This window comes from Alicycliphilus sp. T452, assembly GCF_054512775.1.
The window spans coordinates 16,071-33,160 of record NZ_JBTNEH010000015.1 but is presented as its reverse complement, the minus strand read 5'-3'; the positions used below and the strand labels follow the sequence as shown (position 1 = coordinate 33,160).

Below are 17,090 nucleotides of genomic sequence, written 5' to 3'. Positions count from 1 at the left end.
AAGCGCTGGCAGCTATCACTGCGATAGCGGCCGTTGCATGCCCTCGACGCCCGCGGGGCGCGGCCTCGCTGCCCTGGGCGTGGGCCGCGCGTCGCGCCTGCGCAGCGCCCAGCGCTCGATGGTGTAGTACGACAGGGCAGCCAGCGCCGCCGAGATGGCCAGCCCCAGCAGCGCGGCGGCGGGCCAGGGCAGGTCGGCGCGCAGGTAGCGCACGACCGGGTAGTGCCACAGGTAGATGCCGTAGGACAGCCTGCCCGTCATGGTCAGCGCCGGCGCGCTCAGCATCTCGTACACCGCGCCGCGGCGCTGCAGTATGGCCAGCAGCACGACCACGGCCGCGCATTCCACCACCGTCATGCCCCAGACCATGGCGTTCATGTCGTCCCAGGCCTGGGCCATGAGCAGCGGCACGGCCAGCACCACCCACATGAAGTGGGTCAGCCGCTGGCGCAGCGCCTCGAACCAGGCCGGCTGCTCCAGCACCAGCGCCGCCAGCAGGCTGCCGGCCAGCAGGCCCGTGGCGCGGGTGTCGAAGCGGAAGAAGATTTCGTAGAACTGCTGGCCCTGCACCACCCACAGCACGCGCCAGGCCCAGGCCAGCAGCAGCAGGCCCGCTATCCGGCGCCACAGTCTGCCGCGCGGCGCAGTGCGCGCCAACACCGCGAGCAGCGGCGGCCAGACCAGGTAGAAATGCTCCTCCACCGACAGCGACCACATGTGCAGCAGCGTGCCCGGGCTGTCGAAGAAGGCGATGCCGTAGTCCGCCAGGTACAGCAGCGACACCAGCGCGTCGGAATACACGTCCGTGAGCCCGGGCCACAGCATGGGCGCGAACACGCAGTAGGCCAGCAGCAGCAACGCCAGCGCCGGCATCAGCCGCCAAAGGCGCCGGCGGTAGAAGCGCCAGTAGTCCAGGCGCCCGTCGCGCTGCAGCTCCTGCAGCAGGAGCGTGGTGATCAGAAAGCCGCTGAGCACGAAGAACAGGTCCACCCCGTAGAACGCCCCGTCGAACAGCGGCGCATGCGCGTGCGAGAGGATGACGAGGAGGATCGCCACGCCGCGCAATCCGTCCAGAGCGGGATTGTGGGCCAGGGCGAAGGGGTGGCTGCTTTGGGTGGTGGCGCCGCTGCGCCGGGTGTCGTGGATCTTGTCGGGCAAAACGAGGGTGCGGGTGGCGCATGCCACCGCAGGATCAGTGTCCGGTGCGGAAAATTCTAGGCAGGGGAGGTGGTGCAAGACGTAGCCGAATGTCAGCATTCACAAGGAATGATGACTTTCGTGCCGCTGCAGGGCTCCCGGGGAGGCCCCCCGGGAACGGCGGCGGGCGGATAGTGCCGAACGGTTACATCTTGGGGCCGCAACCGTTGTGCGCCAAGCGCCGGCCGCTCGCTTTTTTCAACCGGCCAGGAGTTTCTGCACCAGATCGGCTGCCGTGGAGGCGCCGTATTTGCGCATCAGCCGCGCGCGGTAGATCTCCACCGTGCGATGGCTGATGCCGAGCGCACGGCCGATCTCCTTGGAGGTCATGCCGTCGAGCACGCGCGCCGCCACCTCGCGCTCGCGCGCGGTGAGCTCGGCGCGCACGGGCCGCTGGGCGGACAGGTCCTCGAAGCTCCAGATGCCCGAGGCGTGCGGGTCTGCGCGATTCAGGGCGCGGCCCGACACATGGCACCAGAAGGTTTCGCCGCTGGCCCGCTTCATGATGCGGTTGTCGGCGTAGTGGCCCTTGGCGTTCAGGATGGGTTCCATGCGCTTGCCCAGGCGCTCATATTCGTCGGCCGTGGGATACAGAATGAGAAAGGACTGGCCGATGAGCAGTTCGCGCGAGGCGCCGAACATCTCGCACACGTGGCGGTTGCAGTCCACCATGGTGCGGTTGCGCGAAATCACCAGGCCCACGGGCGCCATCTCGAAGGCCAGGCGGTAGTCGGCAACGTTCATGGTAGTGCAAGTCTTTAGGGAATACTACTTAAGCGGATACGTAGTATCGTAGCGCATCGACCCAGTACACCAGGAGACAGTAGTGAAAAAGCTTTACCCCTCTGCGGCCGAGGCGCTCAAGGGCGTCGTGGCGGATGGCCAGTTGATGGCCGTCGGCGGTTTTGGCCTGTGCGGCATCCCCGAGGCGTTGATCGACGCGCTGTGCGCCAGCGGCGTCAAGGATCTCACCGTCATTTCCAACAACGCCGGCGTGGACGGCTTTGGCCTGGGCAAGCTGCTGAACACGCGCCAGATCAAGAAGATGATCAGCTCCTATGTGGGCGAGAACAAGGAGTTCGAGCGCCAATACCTGTCCGGCGAACTGGAGCTGGAGTTTACGCCCCAGGGCACGCTGGCCGAGAAGCTGCGCGCCGGCGGCGCCGGCATTCCGGCCTTCTTCACCAAGACGGGCGTGGGCACCTTGGTGGCCGAGGGCAAGGAACTGCGCGATTTCGACGGGGAAACCTATGTGATGGAGCGCTCTCTGGTGCCCGAAGTGGCACTGGTCAAGGCGCACCGCGCCGACAAGAGCGGCAACCTGCAGTTCCGCCTGACGGCGCGCAACTTCAACCCGGCCGTCGCCATGGCCGGCAAGATCTGCATCGTGGAGGTGGAGGAAATCGTGGAGACGGGCGCCATGCACCCCGACCAGATCCACCTGCCTGGCATCTACGTGCACCGCATCGTGCACAACCCCCATCCCGAAAAGCGCATCGAGAAGCGCACCATCACCGAGAAAACAGGAGACTGAGCCATGCCGTGGACCCAAGACCAGATGGCCGCCCGTGCGGCGCAGGAGCTGCAGGACGGCTTCTATGTGAACCTCGGCATCGGCATCCCCACGCTGGTGGCCAACTACACCGGCGACAAGGAAGTGTGGCTGCAGTCCGAGAACGGCATGCTGGGCATCGGCCCGTTCCCGACCGAAGACCAGGTCGATGCCGACCTGATCAACGCGGGCAAGCAGACGGTGACGACTCTCCCCGGCTCGTCCATCTTCGGCAGCCACGACAGCTTTGCCATGATCCGCGGCGGCAAGATCAACCTGTCCATCCTGGGCGCCATGCAGGTGTCCGAGAAGGGCGACCTGGCCAACTGGATGATCCCCGGCAAGATGGTCAAGGGCATGGGCGGCGCCATGGACCTGGTGGCCGGCGTCAAGCGCGTGATCGTGCTCATGGAGCATGTGGCCAGGAAGAAGGACGGCACGTCCGACCTGAAGATCCTGCCCCAATGCACGTTGCCGCTGACCGGCGTGGGCGTGGTCAACCGCATCATCACCGACCTGGGCGTGATGGACGTCACGCCCGAGGGCCTGAAGCTGGTGGAGCTGGCCCCGGACGTGAGCTTCGAGGACATCCAGTCCAAGACGGGTGTGACGCTGCTGCGCTGATCCGTTGCCAGCCAGCCCCGCCATGCGGGGTGGAGCCAGCCGATTCGCCAAGCCGGGATGCATGCCCGGCTTTTGTCCATGTGCACGGGAGCAAAGCGCCGTATAGTCGCCGTTGACATTTTGTGAACATTTCCAGCTCCACCGCATGAATGCACCCGACACAAGCCCGGTAGCGGCTGCCGATGCAGCGGGCGACAACCGCCACTACCTGCGAGCCCTCACCGACATGGCCGACCGCCGCAACGTGGTCACGCAGGAGGCTCTCTATACCGAGCGGGGCGTCAAGCTGCTGGACAAGGGCGTGCGCGTGGACACCCGGCTCTATGACCGGCTCGTCATGCACAAGCTGCGCGGCAAGATCGAAGAGCACCTGGCCATGGACGACATGGTCAGCGTGCAGTCCCTGGTGCAGCTGGCCGGCGCGCAGTGCGAAAGCGACACCCTGGCCTACCTGCTGGTCCATACGCTGGAGGGCATGGCAGTCGACAGGCTGCTCGCCCCCCTGCGCTCCATGCCGCTGCCGTCCGCAATCGCCTTCAAGCTCACGGTGATGCGCGAGCAGCATCCCGCACTGTTTGTCCACAGCGTGCGCATGGTGCTGGTGGCCGTGTACCTGGGCATCAAGAACGGATGGAGCGAGCGCGAATGCGTGCCGCTGGCCGCGGCGGCGTTGCTGCACGACATCGGCGTCATGCACATGGACCCTGTCTGGCACGATCCGGCCAACAAGGTGACGGGAGGAGGGCGCAAACAGCTCCTGGTGCACCCGGTCACGGCCATGCTGATCGTTCGGGAGCAGGGCGTCTATCCCCGCTCGGTGGAGCAGGCGGTGCTCGAGCACCATGAATGCATGGACGGCAGCGGCTACCCGCGCGGCCTGCGGGGCGAGGAGATCTCGCGCATGGGGCAGATACTGCTGCTCGCCGAGGTGGTGTCCGCCTTCTTCGAGAAATACGCCCACGAGGCGGCCGCCCAGCGCCTGGCATTGATGCTGAAGCTGAACCACCGCAAGTTCCCCGCGGAGCTGGTGGCCCACATGTTGCCGGTGCTGCAGATCCGGGCCGTGCAGTCCGACGTGCCGGTCATGCAGGAGGATGTGCAGCGCACCGTCGAGCTGTTGTCCAGCGCGTTCGGCGACTGGGATAGGCATTGCGCCGTCCTGCCGCCACAGGCGCTGGAGCATCCATCCGAGCAGCCCTGCGCCTTCGTGGCGCAGCGGCTGGCGGCATTGCAGAAAACGCTGTTCGAGGCCGGTTCGCACCCCCGGCAGCTGGCCGAGGTGCTGCAGCATCTGCAGGGCGATGAGCAAGGCCTGGTGGAACTGGCCCTGCTGGGATGCGAGGCGCTGTGGCAACTGCAGAGCATCGTGGACTTCATCCACGGACGCTGGCCGCAGCTGCAGGACAGCATGGACGCCGGCGACATCGCCGTCGGGCAATGGCGCGATGCCTGCGCGGCGCAGCTCGATGCCATTGCCTCGTCGTGCAGCCGGATCGCAGCAGGGCGGTGCCTGGGCGCGGCTGCTTTGGAGTGATGCGCAGGCCTGGCCCAGGGCTCAGCCCGCGAGCGCGGACTTGACCGCCGCCGACACCTGGCCCATGTCGGCCTTGCCGGCCAGGCGGGCCTTGACCACGCCCATGACCTTGCCCATGTCGCCGGGCCCCTTGGCGCCCACCTCGGCCACGATGGCCTGCACGGCCTGGACGATCTCGGCCTCGGACATGCGCGCGGGCAGGTAGGCCTGCAGCACCGCCATCTCGGCCTTCTCCTTGTCGGCCAGGTCCTGGCGGCCGGCGCCCTCGAACGCGGCGATGCTGTCCTTGCGCTGCTTGATGAGCTTGTCCACGATGGCGATGACGGCCGCGTCGTCCAGGGTGACGCGCTCGTCCACTTCCTTCTGCTTCATGGCGGCCTGCAGCAGGCGGATCGTGCCCAGGCGCCCGGCGTCCTTGGCGCGCATGGCGTTCTTCATGTCTTCGGTGATCTGTTCCTTCAGGCTCATGGTGTGGCTTCTCCGGCAAAAAACAAAAAACCCGCGCTCGGCGTCCCTAGCGCGGGTTGGGCGGGCGTCAGGCTGCGCCGGCCGTGCTCAGTACAGCTTCTTGGGCAGCTGCATGCTGCGCACGCGCTTGTAGTGGCGCTTGACGGCGGCGGCCTTCTTGCGCTTGCGCTCGGCGGTGGGCTTTTCGTAGAACTCGCGGGCGCGCAGGTCGGTCAGCAGGCCCAGCTTCTCGATGGTGCGCTTGAAGCGGCGCAGGGCCACGTCAAAGGGTTCGTTTTCTTTTACACGGATGGTCGTCATTAGCTAATGTGTTCCAAATGTGCCAGCAGAGGGGTTGTCGAGAAGATCGGGCCCGGCAAGCCATGCGTGGCGGGTTCGCCCGTCTGTAACTAGTATCCGGCCGACGGGGCATTGCCAGCAAAGCCAAGCATTATAGCGAAGCGGGCCGCAGTGGCAAGGGTTCCTGCGCGCTGGAGGGGTGCTGGCGATACCCCTGGCACGGGTGCAGGGACAGGAGGATGATTTGCTGAAACGGTAAAAGATTCATATCATATGAATATTTAAACCAGTGCTTCAGCCATGCCCCTACAACCCGTCACCTTCGACGCGCCCGTGGCCAGCCCGGATGCGCCGCCTGTCCAGCAGGCGCCCGCCCTGGAGCAGGCGCTCGCGCGCCCCTACCAGCATGGCTTCGTCACCGACATCGAGTCCGACAGCCTGCCGCCGGGGCTCGACGAGGACACCATACGCGCGATCTCGCGCAAGAAAAAGGAGCCCGAGTTCCTGCTGAACTGGCGCCTGGCGGCCTTCGAGCGCTGGCGTGCGATGGAGCTGCCCGACTGGGCGCACCTGAGGATCGAGCCCATTGACTTCCAGGCCCTGTCGTACTACTCGGCGCCGAAGTCGCTGAAGAACGCGCCCAAGAGCCTGGACGAGGTCGATCCGAAGCTGCTGGAAACCTACGAAAAGCTCGGCGTGCCGCTGCACGAGCGAGCGCGCCTGGCGGGGGTGGCGGTGGACGCGGTGTTCGACTCGGTCTCGGTGGGCACGACGTTCCGCAAGCAGCTCGCCGACGTGGGCGTGATCTTCTGCTCCTTCTCGCACGCGGTGCAGAACCACCCGGAGCTGGTCGAGCGCTACCTGGGCAGCGTCGTGCCCCAGGGCGACAACTTCTACGCGGCGCTCAATTCCGCGGTGTTCTCCGACGGCTCGTTCGTCTACATCCCCAAGGGCGTCAAGTGCCCCATGGAGCTGTCGTCCTACTTCCGCATCAACGCGCAGAACACCGGCCAGTTCGAGCGCACGCTCATCATCGCCGAGGAGGGCAGCTCGGTGAGCTACCTGGAGGGCTGCACCGCGCCGCAGCGCGACGAGAACCAGCTGCACGCGGCCGTGGTCGAGCTCATCGCCCACGACGACGCCTTCATCAAGTATTCGACGGTGCAGAACTGGTACCCGGGCGACGAGAACGGCGTGGGCGGCATATACAACTTCGTCACCAAGCGGGGCCTGGCGGCGGGCAGGCGCTCGCGCATTGCCTGGACGCAGATCGAGACCGGCTCGGCCATCACCTGGAAGTACCCGAGCGTGGTGCTGCGCGGCGAAGAATCGAACGGCGAGTTCCACTCGATCGCCGTGTCCAACCACTTCCAGCAGGCGGACACCGGCACCAAGATGATCCACCTGGGCAAGAACACCACCAGCCGCATCGTCTCCAAGGGCATCAGCGCGGGCCATGCGCAGAACAGCTACCGCGGGCTGGTGCGGGTCAACGCCGGCGCGGCGGGCGCGCGCAACCACACGCAGTGCGACTCGCTGCTCATAGGCTCAGATTGCGGCGCCCACACCTTTCCCTACGTGGACACCGCGCGCGGCGACGCCGTGGTGGAGCACGAGGCGACGACCACGCGCATCTCCGAGGAGCGGCTGTTCTACTGCCAGCAGCGCGGCATCGACCCGCAGGAGGCCACGGCCCTCATCGTCGGCGGCTTCTGCCAGGCCGTGCTGGAGGAACTGCCCATGGAATTCGCCCTGGAGGCCAAGGCGCTGCTGGCAGTGTCGCTCGAAGGCGCCGTAGGCTGAAATTGATGGAAAACACGCTCTGGCGCTTATCTGGAAAGCGCTGACAGCTATCAAAACAATAGGAACCCACATGAACCACACCCCACCCCTGCTGCAAGTGCGCGACCTGCGCGTGAATGTGGGCGAGCGCACCGTCCTGCACTCGGTCTCGCTGGACGTGCCCGCCGGCCACCTCGTGGTGCTGATGGGCGCCAACGGCAGCGGCAAGAGCACGCTGGGCATGGCGCTGGCCGGGCATCCCAGCTATGCCGTGCAGGGCGGGCAGGCGCTGCTGGACGGGCAGGACCTGCTGCAGATGCCCGCGCACGAGCGCGCCCGCGCGGGGCTCTTCGTCTCCTTCCAGTCGCCGCCCGACGTACCGGGGGTGAAGAACAACCTCTTCATCCGCACGGCCCTGAACGCCATGCACGAGGCGCGAGGCCAGGAGCCGCTGGACGCGTTCGACTTCCTCGCCAGCGCCAAGAAGGCCGCCAAGGAGCTGGGCCTGCCCGAGGCCATGCTGGGCCGCCCGGTGAACGAGGGCTTCTCCGGCGGCGAACGCAAGCGCAACGAGCTTTTGCAGCTGTCGCTGCTCAGGCCGCGCCTGGCGCTGCTCGACGAGATCGACTCCGGCATGGACGTGGACGGCGTGCGCGCCGTCGTGGCCCTGGTGCAGAAGCTGCGGCGCGAGGGCACGGCCTTCATCGTCGTATCGCACTACCTGCAAATGATCGAGCAGCTCGAACCCGACGCCGTGCTGCGCCTGGACCAGGGCTGCATCGCCGAGACGGGCGATCTGGAGCTGGCGCGCGGCATCGCCCGCACCGGGTTCGCGCGCGCGCGTGCCCAAGCGGTGGAGGCCTGAGGCCATGGACAGCGCAAGAGCCGACATCCTCGCCGCGCGCGCCCACCTGCAGCAGCAGGGCTGGATCGCGCGGCGCAGTGAAGCCTTCCACCACCTGCCGCCGCCGCAGCTGGCGCACTGGCTGGGCAGCGCCCAGGAGGACGCCTGCGCGGCGCCCGTCCTGGGCGGGGCGGGCTGGACGCTGCACCCGCTCGGAAGCCACGCGGCCAGCGGCATCCAGGCGCGCTGGCTCGACGCCCAGGACGCCGCCGAGCGCGCGGAGCTCTTCGCGGGCCTGCCCCAGCCCGGCGACGGCGAGGCCGCGCCCTTTGCCTGGGCGCACCGCGCGCTGTGCCGCCTGGGGCTGCGCCTGCGCATAGGCGCCACGCCCGGCAAGGAGCGCGAACCCGTCTGGCTGGAGCTGCGCCACCAGCCGCGCGCGCAGGCCGAGGCGCCCTTGCTGGTGCTGGACGTGGACCCCGGCGTGCGCTGCGTGCTCATCGAGACCCACGAGCGCACCGAGGGCGACTGCCTGCACCCCGTGGCGCAGAACCTGCACGCCCACGTGCGCCTGGGCGCGGGCGCGCAGCTGCAGCACCTGCGCATCGTCAGCCCCGGCGCCGCCGACAGCGTGGCGCACCACATCCACGCCAGCCTGGCCGCGGGCGCACAGTACGCGCAGGCCCTGGTGGCCACCTGCGGCGGCTACCACCTGCAGCGCAGCAGCATCGCGCTGCAGGGCCAGGGCGCGCAGGCGCACGGCGCCGCCCTGGCCCTGGCGGGCTCGCAGCAGATCGACCTGCAGACCTACACCCAGGTGCAGGCCGCGCACACCGTCAGCCAGGCCGAGGCCCTGGTGCTGGCCCAGGGCAGGGCGCACGCCGTGGCCAACGCGCACACGCGCATCGCGCCCGGCTGCGACGAGGCCGGCGTGCGCCAGCGCCTCATGGGCGTGCCGCTGGCGGGCAGCCCGCGCCTGATCCTGCGCCCGCACCTGGAGATCCTGCACGACAACGTGCAGGCGGCGCACGGCGCCACCTGGGGCGCGCTGCCCGAGGACGCGCTGTTCTACGCGCGCCAGCGCGGGCTCGGCGAGGCCTGCGCCCGCGCCCTCATCATCGAGGGCATGGCGCGCGCGCTGCTCGAACGCTGCCTGGGCAGCGAGGAGGAGGGCCTTCTTGCGCAATGGCTGCAGGGCGGCTGGCTTTCGCGCACCATTGGTACGCAATTGCAAGCGAGCGTGGAGGTGCAGCATGGGTGACAAATTGCCTGAACATGTGCTGGCGGGCGCCGCCGGCGACGGCCTGCCCGTGCAGGAGCTGCGCGCGCAGTTCCCCGTGCTGCACCAGAAGATCCACGGCCATCCGCTGGCCTACCTGGACAACGCCGCGACCACGCAGACGCCGCTGGCCGTGCAGCAGGCCGTGCAGCGCTTCGAGCAGCACGACCGCGCCAACATCCACCGCGGCGTGCACAGCCTGAGCCAGCGCGCCACCGACGCCTTCGAGGCGGCGCGCGCCACGCTCAAGCGCTTCGTCGGCGCGGGCGCGGAGCATGAACTGGTGTTCACCAGCGGCACCACCGAGGCGCTGAACCTCGTCGCCCAGGGCCTGTGGGCCGCCGGGCCGGCCAAGGCCTGGCTGCGCGTGGGCGACCGCATCGTCGTGAGCGGCCTGGAGCACCACGCCAACCTCGTGCCCTGGCAGCACGCCGCGCGCATGAGCGGGGCGGAGCTCGCCATCCTGAGGCCTGACGCGCAGGGCCGCGTGCACGTGGACGGCCTGCGCGCGCTGCTCACGCCGCGCACCCGCGTCCTGGCGCTTACCGCCGGGGCCAACGCCACGGGCGAGCGCCCGCCCTACGAGGAGATGCTGGCCATGGCGCGCGCGGCCGGGGCGCTCACCGTGCTCGATGCCGCCCAGGCCGTGGGCCATGCCATGCCCGGCCTGGCGCAGCTCGAATGCGACTTCATGGCCTTCTCGGGCCACAAGATGTACGGCCCCATGGGCACGGGCGCGCTGGCGGGCCGGCGCGCGGCGCTGGAGCTGCTCCATCCCCTGCGCCTGGGCGGCGACATGGTGGAATGGGTCAGCTACGAATCGGCCGGCTGGGCCGCTCTGCCCGCGCGCCTGGAAGGCGGCACGCCCAACGTGGCCGGGGCCGTGGGCCTGGCGGCGGCGGCGCAGTTCATCACGGACGTGGGGCGCGGCGCCATCGACCGGCACCTGCACGCCCTGCGCGCGCAGGCGGTGGCGGGGCTCTCGGCCATCCCGGGCGTGACCGTGCTCGCGCCGCATGCCGCGCAGGCATCGCTGGTGTCCTTCGTGGCCAGGGACGTGCACCCGCACGACATCGGCACCCTGCTCGACGAGCGCGGCATTGCCGTGCGCACCGGCCACCACTGCGCCCAGCCGCTGCTCGACCACCTGGGCCTGGGGCCGACCACGCGCGCCTCGTTCGCCCTGTACAACACCAGCGAGGAGGTCGACCGCCTCGTCGCCGCAGTGGCGCGCGCCATCGAGGTCTTTCAATGAGCAACGCGGAAAACGACCTCTACCAGGAAGTGGTGCTGGAGCACAAGCGCGCGCCGCGCAACTTCGGCCACCTGCAGCAGCCCACGCACCAGGCGCAGGGCACCAACCCCTCGTGCGGCGACCGCATCGCCGTCGAGCTGCAGCTGGCGGGCGACAAGGTGCAGGACATACGCTTCACGGGCCAGGGCTGCGCCATCTGCATGGCCTCCACGTCCATGATGACCGAGGCCGTCAAGGGCCGCGACCTGGCCCATGCCCAGGCGCTGCAGCAGCATTTCCGCGCCGTGCTCACGGGCGAGGAAGACCCGGAGGAAGTCCCCCTGGGCAAGCTCGTGAGCCTGGCGGGCGTGCGCCAGTACCCGAGCCGCATCAAGTGCGCGCTGCTGGGCTGGCATGCCCTCATGCACGCGATCGCGGGCAGCGGCAGCGACCCGGTATCGACCGAGGAGGGCCGGCCATGATGCACCGCCGCCACCGCGAAGACGTGCTGGTGCGCCGCAACGTGATGGCGGAGACCATCCCCAGCGGCCACCCCGTGGAACTGGAGGCCGGGATGCTCGCGCAGATCACCCAGGCGCTGGGCTCGTCCTTCACGCTCCTGGTCGAAGGCCAGCTCATGCGCCTGAAGGGCGCGGACGCCGATGCCATCGGCAAGCAGCCGCCCGAGGCCATGGCCGTGCCCGAGGACCTGCACATCGACGACCTGGAGCCCCTGATCTGGGAGACGCTGCGCACCTGCTATGACCCCGAGATCCCGGTCAACATCGTCGACCTGGGCCTGGTCTACCGCCTGGACTTCGAGCCGCACGACGAGCCCGACAAGGTGCGCGTGGTCATCGACATGACCCTCACCGCTCCCGGCTGCGGCATGGGCGAGGCGATCGCCAACGAGGTCTGCGACAAGGTGCTGGCCCTGCCGCGCGTGGGCGACATCACGGTGAACCTGGTGTTCGACCCGCAATGGGACCGCTCCATGATGAGCGAAGAGGCGCAGCTGGCGCTGGGGCTGTAGCCGGGGCGGATCCAAAGCAAAAGGGGCAGGTGAAAACCTGCCCCTTGCCGTTTGGCCTGGTGCCCCGGGGTCAGCCGCAGCAGGCGCCGCCGGAGCAGCAGGAATCTTCCGCCTGCGCGGTGGCCTTCTTGGTGACCTCGATCTGCCACAGGTCGGGGCCCGACTGCAGGTAGGTCCACTGGAACTGGCCGGGCGCGCGGCCCTCGAGCTGCATGTGCAGCGGCACGGGGTCGTGGTCGTTGACGATCTGCAGGGACTGGCCGGCGGCGAGCGCGTCCAGTTGGCCGAAGATGCGTGCGTGGCGCTCGAAGGGGGCGATGGTGCGCACGTCGATCACGGAAGCTGCGTTGCTCATGGGGTTCAACCTTTCAAGGGGGGGAGGAGGAAAACGGGGGGAAGCGGGGGGCTCAGCCGTCCTTGCCGTCCAGGCGCGTGCGCGTGAGCCAGGGGGTGTAGATGAACAGGTAGATGGCGAAGGCGATGGCCCACAGGCAGGCCGCGCCCTCCAGGGCGTAGGCGTACCAGCCCGGCTGCACGGCGGGCACCAGCACGCGCAGCACGGCGGCCGCCATCACCAGGGCGTAGGCCGCGACCTCGCCGCGCGAGGCCTGCAGCGGCCGGCCGGTGTGGCCGCGCGCTGTGCGCGTGACCATGCCGATGATCAGGCCGCCGATCACGCCCACGGCGAGGGCATGCACCGCCAGCGACGGGTTGACCCAGCCCAGCTGCGCGAGCGCCAGAAGGGCGAAGCCGACCGGCAGCCAGGCGTAGGAGGCATGCAGGATCCACAGGATGGGCCGCTTGAGCGTGACCCGCGGGTGCCACATCCACAGCCGCGCGGCGTGCAGCACGGCGGCGGCCAGGCTGGCCACCAGCACCAGGGGCGCGGGCGTGGGCAGCACCCACAGCGCCAGGGCGATGGCCGTGACGGCCAGCAGCGTGAGCTCGAACCTGCGCGGCACGTTGATCACCAGGCCGGGCGTCACGTTCTTGGTGAACATGGGCACGACGCGGCCGGTCATCACGCACACCACCATGATGATGAGCGCGAGCTCGGCATACAGGGCCGCGACGGCGGGCACGGCGATGGCGCCCAGCACCGACAGGTGGAACGCCAGGTTGGCCATCGCCATGAGCACCAGCAGCGAGATCAGCGGGATGTTGCGCTTGTTGCCGGCCTTGAGCAGCACGCGCAGCAGGATGGCCGCGGCCGCCGGCAGCAGCGCCATGTCCAGCGCCGCGAAGACGGGGTAGGGCGCCACGAGCGCCGCCACGCGCGCCGCCAGCCAGAGCAGGATCAGCGAGCCCAGCAGCGGGCCGCGCGCGGTTTCCAGCCCCGTCCAGGCCTTGACGGCCGTGAGCAGGAAGCCCACCACCACGCCCGCGGCGAAGCCGAACAGCATTTCATGGCCGTGCCACAGCAGCGGCGGCATTTCCAGCTGCATCTGGATGCGGCCCAGGAAGATGGCGATCCACAGCGGCACCGACAGGCAGGCCAGCAGGGCCGTGCCCAGGTAGAAGGGCCGGAAGCCCAGGCGCAACAGCGGCCAGCCCTTGAGCGGGGCGGCGGGCTGGGCCTTGTCGGAGATGGACATGAGCGGGGGCAGTGGCTGGGGCATGGCCTGTGAATTCGAGGTGGGGGCATCGCCCGATAAGATTCATTTTATATGAACATTATTACGAAGGCAGCAGCAGTCCGGCCGAAAGGCAGGTTTTTCGCCTGTATCGATCAATCCATCGGCAGGGCCTGGGCGCACGCATGGGCGCTGGACCAGGCCCACTGGAAGTTGTAGCCGCCGAGCCAGCCGGTGATGTCCACCACCTCGCCGATGAAGTACAGGCCCGGCTGGGCCCTGCACTCCATGGTCTGCTGCGACAGGGCGCGCGTGTCCACGCCGCCCAGCGTGACCTCGGCTTTCCTGTAGCCCTCGGTGCCGGTGGGCGTGAGCCGCCAGTGTGCGAGCTGCGCGGCCAGGCGCGCCAGGGCCTTGTCGCTGGCTTCGTTGATGGGGCGCTGCCAGTCGGCGTCGGTGCTGGCCCAGGCGTCGGCCAGGCGGCCGGGCACCAGGGTGGCGAGCTCGTTGGCGACGCGCTTCCTGGAGCGCGCCTTGGCCTGCGCCAGCGCGGCGGGCAGGTCGATGCCCGGCGCAAGGTCGATGTCGATCGGCGCGCCGTCCTGCCAGTAGCTCGATATCTGCAGCACCGCCGGCCCCGACAGGCCCCGGTGGGTGAACAGCAGGTCTTCGTGGAAGACCGTGCGCTCCTTCCCGGCGCCGGTGCCTATCTCCACCGGCAGGGCCAGGCCCGCCAGCCGCGCGTAGGGTGCCCAGTCCGCGCCGTCGAAGGTCAGCGGCACCAGGCCGGGGCGTTGCGGCACCAGCGGCAGGCCGAACTGCCGGGCGATCCGGTAGCCGAAGTCGCTCGCGCCGATCTTGTGGATGGACAGCCCGCCCGTGGCGACGACCAGGCTGCGCGCCTGCACGGGGCCGCGGTCGGTATCGATTTGATAGCTGCCGGCGCCCGTCCCCTGGGCACCAGGGGCCGAAAAGGCTATTTTTTCCACGCCGCAGGGCTGCCAGCGCCGGACCCGGCCGTCGTCGCATTCGGCCAGCAGCATGGCGATGATGTCCTCGGCCGAGCGGTCGGCGAACAACTGGCCCTTGTGCTTTTCATGGAACGCGATGCCGTGCCGCTGCACCAGCGCGATGAAGTCCTGCGGGGTGTAGCGCGAGAGGGCGGAGCGACAGAACTGCGGGTTCTGCCCCAGGAAGTGGCGCTGCGGCGCGCGCGGGTCCAGGTCGCGGTTGGTGAAGTTGCAGCGCCCGCCGCCCGAGATGCGGATCTTCTCGGCCACCTTCTCCGCATGGTCGACGAGCAGCACCCTGAGCCCGCGCTGGCCCGCCTGCGCGGCACAGAACAGGCCGGCGGCGCCGGCGCCGATGATGACGGCGTCAAAGAACGGTGTGGACACGGGGCGGCTATCCTGGCGGGCAAAGCCTGCGATTGTCGCGCAGCCGCGGGGGCGGCTTTCTACAATGCCCCGGATGAACCTGCCCGCCCACCAGCTCAGCATGACCGTGCTCATGTCGCCCGACATGGCCAACTTCTCCGGCAACGTCCACGGCGGCGCCATCCTCAAGCTGCTCGACCAGGTGGCGTATGCCTGCGCCAGCCGCTATTCGGGCCGCTACGTGGTCACGCTCAGCGTGGACCAGGTGACGTTCCTGCAGCCCATCCACGTGGGCGAGCTCGTGACCTTCCTGGCCAGCGTCAACCACACGGGCAAGTCGTCGATGGAGATCGGCATCAAGGTGGTGGCCGAGGACATACGCACCCAGGTCGTGCGGCACGTGAACAGCTGCTTCTTCTCGATGGTGGCGGTGGACGATGCGGGCAGGTCCACGCCCGTGCCGCCGCTCGCGCCCACGGGCCACGACGGGCGCCGCCGCTGGGAGGCCGCGCTGCTGCGCAAGGCGCTGCGCCGGGAGCAGGCCCAGCGTTTCGAGGAGATCCGCCAGGCGGGGCAGGCCGGTGCGGGCGGCTGATCAGGCCGGGCGCGCCCCGGCTTGCGCGGCATGGATGCCGCGCACCACGTCGCCGATCACGATCACCGAGGGACTCGCGAGCCGCTCGCGCGCTATCGTGTCCTGCAGCGCGCCCAGCGTGGTGACCGCGTGGCGCTGCTGCGGCAGGCTCACGTGCTGGATCACGGCCGCCGGCGTGTGCGCGGGCAGGGCGTCGAGCAGCTCGCGCTGGATGCGGGCGCAGCTGGCGATGCCCATGTAGATCACGAGCGTGAGGCGCGCATCGCGCGCCGTGGCGCCGAGCCGGCGCCAGTCGGTGCCGGCTTCTCCGGGGTGGTTGTGGCCGGTGACGAAGACCACGCCATGGGCGTACCGGCGGTCCGTGAGCGGCGCGCCCAGCAGCGTCATGCCGGCCAGGCCCGCCGTGATGCCGTTGACCACCTGCACGGCGATGCCCGCGCCGACCAGGTGCTGCACCTCCTCGCCGCCGCGGCCGAAGATGAAGGGGTCGCCCCCCTTGAGGCGCACCACGGTCTCGCCCTCGCGCACGGCCGCGACCATGAGTTCCTCGATATGCGCCTGGGGCGTGCTCCTGCAGCCGCCGCGCTTGCCCACGTACACGACGCGCGTGCCGGGCGGGGCCAGGGCCAGGATGGCGTCGCTCACCAGGTCGTCCACCAGCAGCACGGTGGCCGCCTGGATGGCCTTGAGCGCCTTGATGGTGAGCAGCTCCGGGTCGCCCGGGCCGGCGCCCACCAGGGTGCAGCTGCCGTTTGTGGGCGGGGCCGTCATGGCCGGCCCCGCGCCGTGATCTGTCGGCTCAGCCGCACGATGTGCCGCACCTGCTGCTGCAGCGGCGCAGGCACGGGGGCCTGGCCCGCGAGCACGCGGCGCGTGTAGGCCGCGGTGCTGGCCACGTCGATCTCGGCCGGCAGGCCCGGCACCTCGTCGGCCGTGCCGGGCTGCTGCTCCTGCAGCAGCTGGTGCGCGCCGGCCACGAAGGCGTCGTAGCGCGGCTGGCGGCGCGGGTCGGCCGCCACCTCGCCCTCCAGCCCGCGCGAGAGCAGCGCATGCGCGCCCAGCGCGCCGAAGGTGGCGCCCAGCAGCTCGAAATACTCCGGGTGGGTGTAGCTGGCCACCACCAGCGCCGGGCCCGCGCAGGGGGCGACCAGCTTGGCCACGCTGTGGCCGGGGGTGCGCAGGCCTATCGCCTCGCGCACCGACAAGAGGCGCGCCAGGCCCGGCAGCAGCGCCGCGGTGGATATGTGCGCCACGCTGCCGGGTGCTATTTCTTCGGGAGCTGCCAGCGCAGGGATGTCGAGCGCTTCGAGCACATCGGACGCCAGGACCCGGCGCGCCTCGGTGCGCATGCCGTGCAGCAGCACGCTCTGGCCCTCGCGCGCCAGCAGCAGGGCCAGCAGCGGCGTGAGCACGGGCAGCCTGCGCGCGCCGTTGTAGCTGGGCAGCACGATGAGCGGCCGCCCATCCGAGCAGGCGGGGAAGGCGGCGATGCGCGCGTACACCGCGTCCAGGAAGCCGCACATCTCGTCCACGGTCTCGCCCTTGATGCGCATGGCCACGCAGAAGGCGCCGACCTCCAGGTCGCTCGCCCGGCCGTCGAGCACCTGGCCGAACAGGTCGGCGGCCTGGGTGCGGTCCAAAGCCTTGGCGCCGCGCGCGCCGCGGCCTATTTCCTTGATGTAGTGGCTGATGCCCATGGTGTAGCGTGGGGATGAGAGA

At 69.5% G+C, this 17,090-nt stretch carries 19 protein-coding genes; 10 read left to right on the top strand and 9 right to left on the bottom strand.

The features are described from left to right. Positions 1 to 15: 15 nt before the first annotated feature. Together ACX12L_RS14095 and ACX12L_RS14090 are read right to left on the bottom strand one after the other, a co-directional pair. Positions 16 to 1,257: an acyltransferase family protein gene (locus tag ACX12L_RS14095; RefSeq protein WP_459263166.1), complete on the bottom strand. Its 1,242-nt coding sequence runs from the start codon at positions 1,255 to 1,257 to the stop codon at positions 16 to 18. Between the two features lie 138 nt (positions 1,258 to 1,395). After that, complete coding sequence (locus tag ACX12L_RS14090) at positions 1,396 to 1,941, bottom strand: LuxR C-terminal-related transcriptional regulator (RefSeq protein ID WP_459263165.1); 546 nt, start codon at positions 1,939 to 1,941, stop codon at positions 1,396 to 1,398. 82 nt (positions 1,942 to 2,023) lie between these two features. Between ACX12L_RS14090 and ACX12L_RS14085 the strand changes: the two genes are divergently transcribed. The 3 genes from ACX12L_RS14085 (at position 2,024) to ACX12L_RS14075 (ending at position 4,907) form a co-directional block, all read left to right on the top strand. Next, the gene (locus ACX12L_RS14085) at positions 2,024 to 2,731 is read left to right on the top strand and encodes a CoA transferase subunit A (RefSeq protein ID WP_459263164.1); all 708 of its coding nucleotides are present in this window, start codon (positions 2,024 to 2,026) and stop codon (positions 2,729 to 2,731) included. Positions 2,732 to 2,734: 3 nt separating this feature from the next. Then, complete coding sequence (locus tag ACX12L_RS14080; RefSeq protein WP_459263163.1) at positions 2,735 to 3,373, top strand: CoA transferase subunit B; 639 nt, start codon at positions 2,735 to 2,737, stop codon at positions 3,371 to 3,373. A gap of 145 nt (positions 3,374 to 3,518) precedes the next feature. After that, positions 3,519 to 4,907, top strand: coding sequence for an HD-GYP domain-containing protein (locus ACX12L_RS14075; protein WP_459263162.1), 1,389 nt, complete (start codon positions 3,519 to 3,521; stop codon positions 4,905 to 4,907). A 21-nt stretch (positions 4,908 to 4,928) separates the two neighbouring features. On the opposite strand, the gene ACX12L_RS14070 is transcribed toward ACX12L_RS14075, so the two are convergent. Together ACX12L_RS14070 and rpsU are read right to left on the bottom strand one after the other, a co-directional pair. Continuing rightward, entirely contained in the window at positions 4,929 to 5,375 is a 447-nt protein-coding gene (locus ACX12L_RS14070) for a GatB/YqeY domain-containing protein (RefSeq protein WP_459263161.1), read from the bottom strand. Positions 5,376 to 5,462: 87 nt separating this feature from the next. Then, positions 5,463 to 5,675 carry a 30S ribosomal protein S21 gene (rpsU, locus tag ACX12L_RS14065; RefSeq protein ID WP_007833691.1) on the bottom strand — a complete coding sequence of 71 codons (213 nt, stop codon included), beginning with the start codon at positions 5,673 to 5,675 and terminating at the stop codon, positions 5,463 to 5,465. Between the two features lie 279 nt (positions 5,676 to 5,954). Here rpsU and sufB point away from each other — a divergent pair, with 279 nt between their 5' ends. The 6 genes from sufB (at position 5,955) to sufT (ending at position 11,826) form a co-directional block, all read left to right on the top strand. After that, positions 5,955 to 7,457, top strand: a complete 1,503-nt coding sequence (sufB, locus tag ACX12L_RS14060) for a Fe-S cluster assembly protein SufB (protein WP_459263160.1) — start codon at positions 5,955 to 5,957, stop codon at positions 7,455 to 7,457. Between the two features lie 70 nt (positions 7,458 to 7,527). Beyond that, positions 7,528 to 8,301, top strand: coding sequence for a Fe-S cluster assembly ATPase SufC (sufC, locus tag ACX12L_RS14055; protein ID WP_459263159.1), 774 nt, complete (start codon positions 7,528 to 7,530; stop codon positions 8,299 to 8,301). 4 nt (positions 8,302 to 8,305) lie between these two features. Further along, the gene (locus ACX12L_RS14050; protein ID WP_459263158.1) at positions 8,306 to 9,541 is read left to right on the top strand and encodes a SufD family Fe-S cluster assembly protein; all 1,236 of its coding nucleotides are present in this window, start codon (positions 8,306 to 8,308) and stop codon (positions 9,539 to 9,541) included. Further along, on the top strand, positions 9,534 to 10,814 hold the full coding sequence (locus tag ACX12L_RS14045) for an aminotransferase class V-fold PLP-dependent enzyme (protein WP_459263157.1): 1,281 nt from the start codon (positions 9,534 to 9,536) through the stop codon (positions 10,812 to 10,814). Before ACX12L_RS14050 ends, ACX12L_RS14045 begins: the two co-directional genes overlap by 8 nt. Continuing rightward, on the top strand, positions 10,811 to 11,275 hold the full coding sequence (sufU, locus tag ACX12L_RS14040; protein WP_459263156.1) for a Fe-S cluster assembly sulfur transfer protein SufU: 465 nt from the start codon (positions 10,811 to 10,813) through the stop codon (positions 11,273 to 11,275). The genes ACX12L_RS14045 and sufU overlap by 4 nt, the downstream gene beginning before the upstream one ends. Continuing rightward, the gene (sufT, locus tag ACX12L_RS14035) at positions 11,272 to 11,826 is read left to right on the top strand and encodes a putative Fe-S cluster assembly protein SufT (protein ID WP_459263155.1); all 555 of its coding nucleotides are present in this window, start codon (positions 11,272 to 11,274) and stop codon (positions 11,824 to 11,826) included. Before sufU ends, sufT begins: the two co-directional genes overlap by 4 nt. A gap of 70 nt (positions 11,827 to 11,896) precedes the next feature. Here sufT and ACX12L_RS14030 read toward each other — a convergent pair whose 3' ends face one another. The 3 genes from ACX12L_RS14030 to ACX12L_RS14020 all read right to left on the bottom strand — a co-directional run bounded on the left by ACX12L_RS14030 (position 11,897) and on the right by ACX12L_RS14020 (position 14,797). Continuing rightward, positions 11,897 to 12,181: a DUF2249 domain-containing protein gene (locus ACX12L_RS14030; RefSeq protein ID WP_459263154.1), complete on the bottom strand. Its 285-nt coding sequence runs from the start codon at positions 12,179 to 12,181 to the stop codon at positions 11,897 to 11,899. Positions 12,182 to 12,233: 52 nt separating this feature from the next. Then, positions 12,234 to 13,445, bottom strand: coding sequence for an NnrS family protein (locus tag ACX12L_RS14025; protein ID WP_459263153.1), 1,212 nt, complete (start codon positions 13,443 to 13,445; stop codon positions 12,234 to 12,236). A 110-nt stretch (positions 13,446 to 13,555) separates the two neighbouring features. Beyond that, on the bottom strand, positions 13,556 to 14,797 hold the full coding sequence (locus ACX12L_RS14020) for a BaiN/RdsA family NAD(P)/FAD-dependent oxidoreductase (protein ID WP_459263152.1): 1,242 nt from the start codon (positions 14,795 to 14,797) through the stop codon (positions 13,556 to 13,558). Between the two features lie 73 nt (positions 14,798 to 14,870). Here ACX12L_RS14020 and ACX12L_RS14015 point away from each other — a divergent pair, with 73 nt between their 5' ends. Beyond that, entirely contained in the window at positions 14,871 to 15,371 is a 501-nt protein-coding gene (locus ACX12L_RS14015; RefSeq protein ID WP_459263151.1) for an acyl-CoA thioesterase, read from the top strand. Here the strand turns inward: ACX12L_RS14015 and cobA are convergent, their stop codons facing one another. Beyond that, entirely contained in the window at positions 15,372 to 16,142 is a 771-nt protein-coding gene (gene cobA, locus ACX12L_RS14010; RefSeq protein ID WP_459263150.1) for a uroporphyrinogen-III C-methyltransferase, read from the bottom strand. Beyond that, positions 16,139 to 17,068 carry a DNA-binding protein YbiB gene (ybiB, locus tag ACX12L_RS14005; RefSeq protein WP_459263149.1) on the bottom strand — a complete coding sequence of 310 codons (930 nt, stop codon included), beginning with the start codon at positions 17,066 to 17,068 and terminating at the stop codon, positions 16,139 to 16,141. Before ybiB ends, cobA begins: the two co-directional genes overlap by 4 nt. Positions 17,069 to 17,090 lie beyond the last annotated feature (22 nt).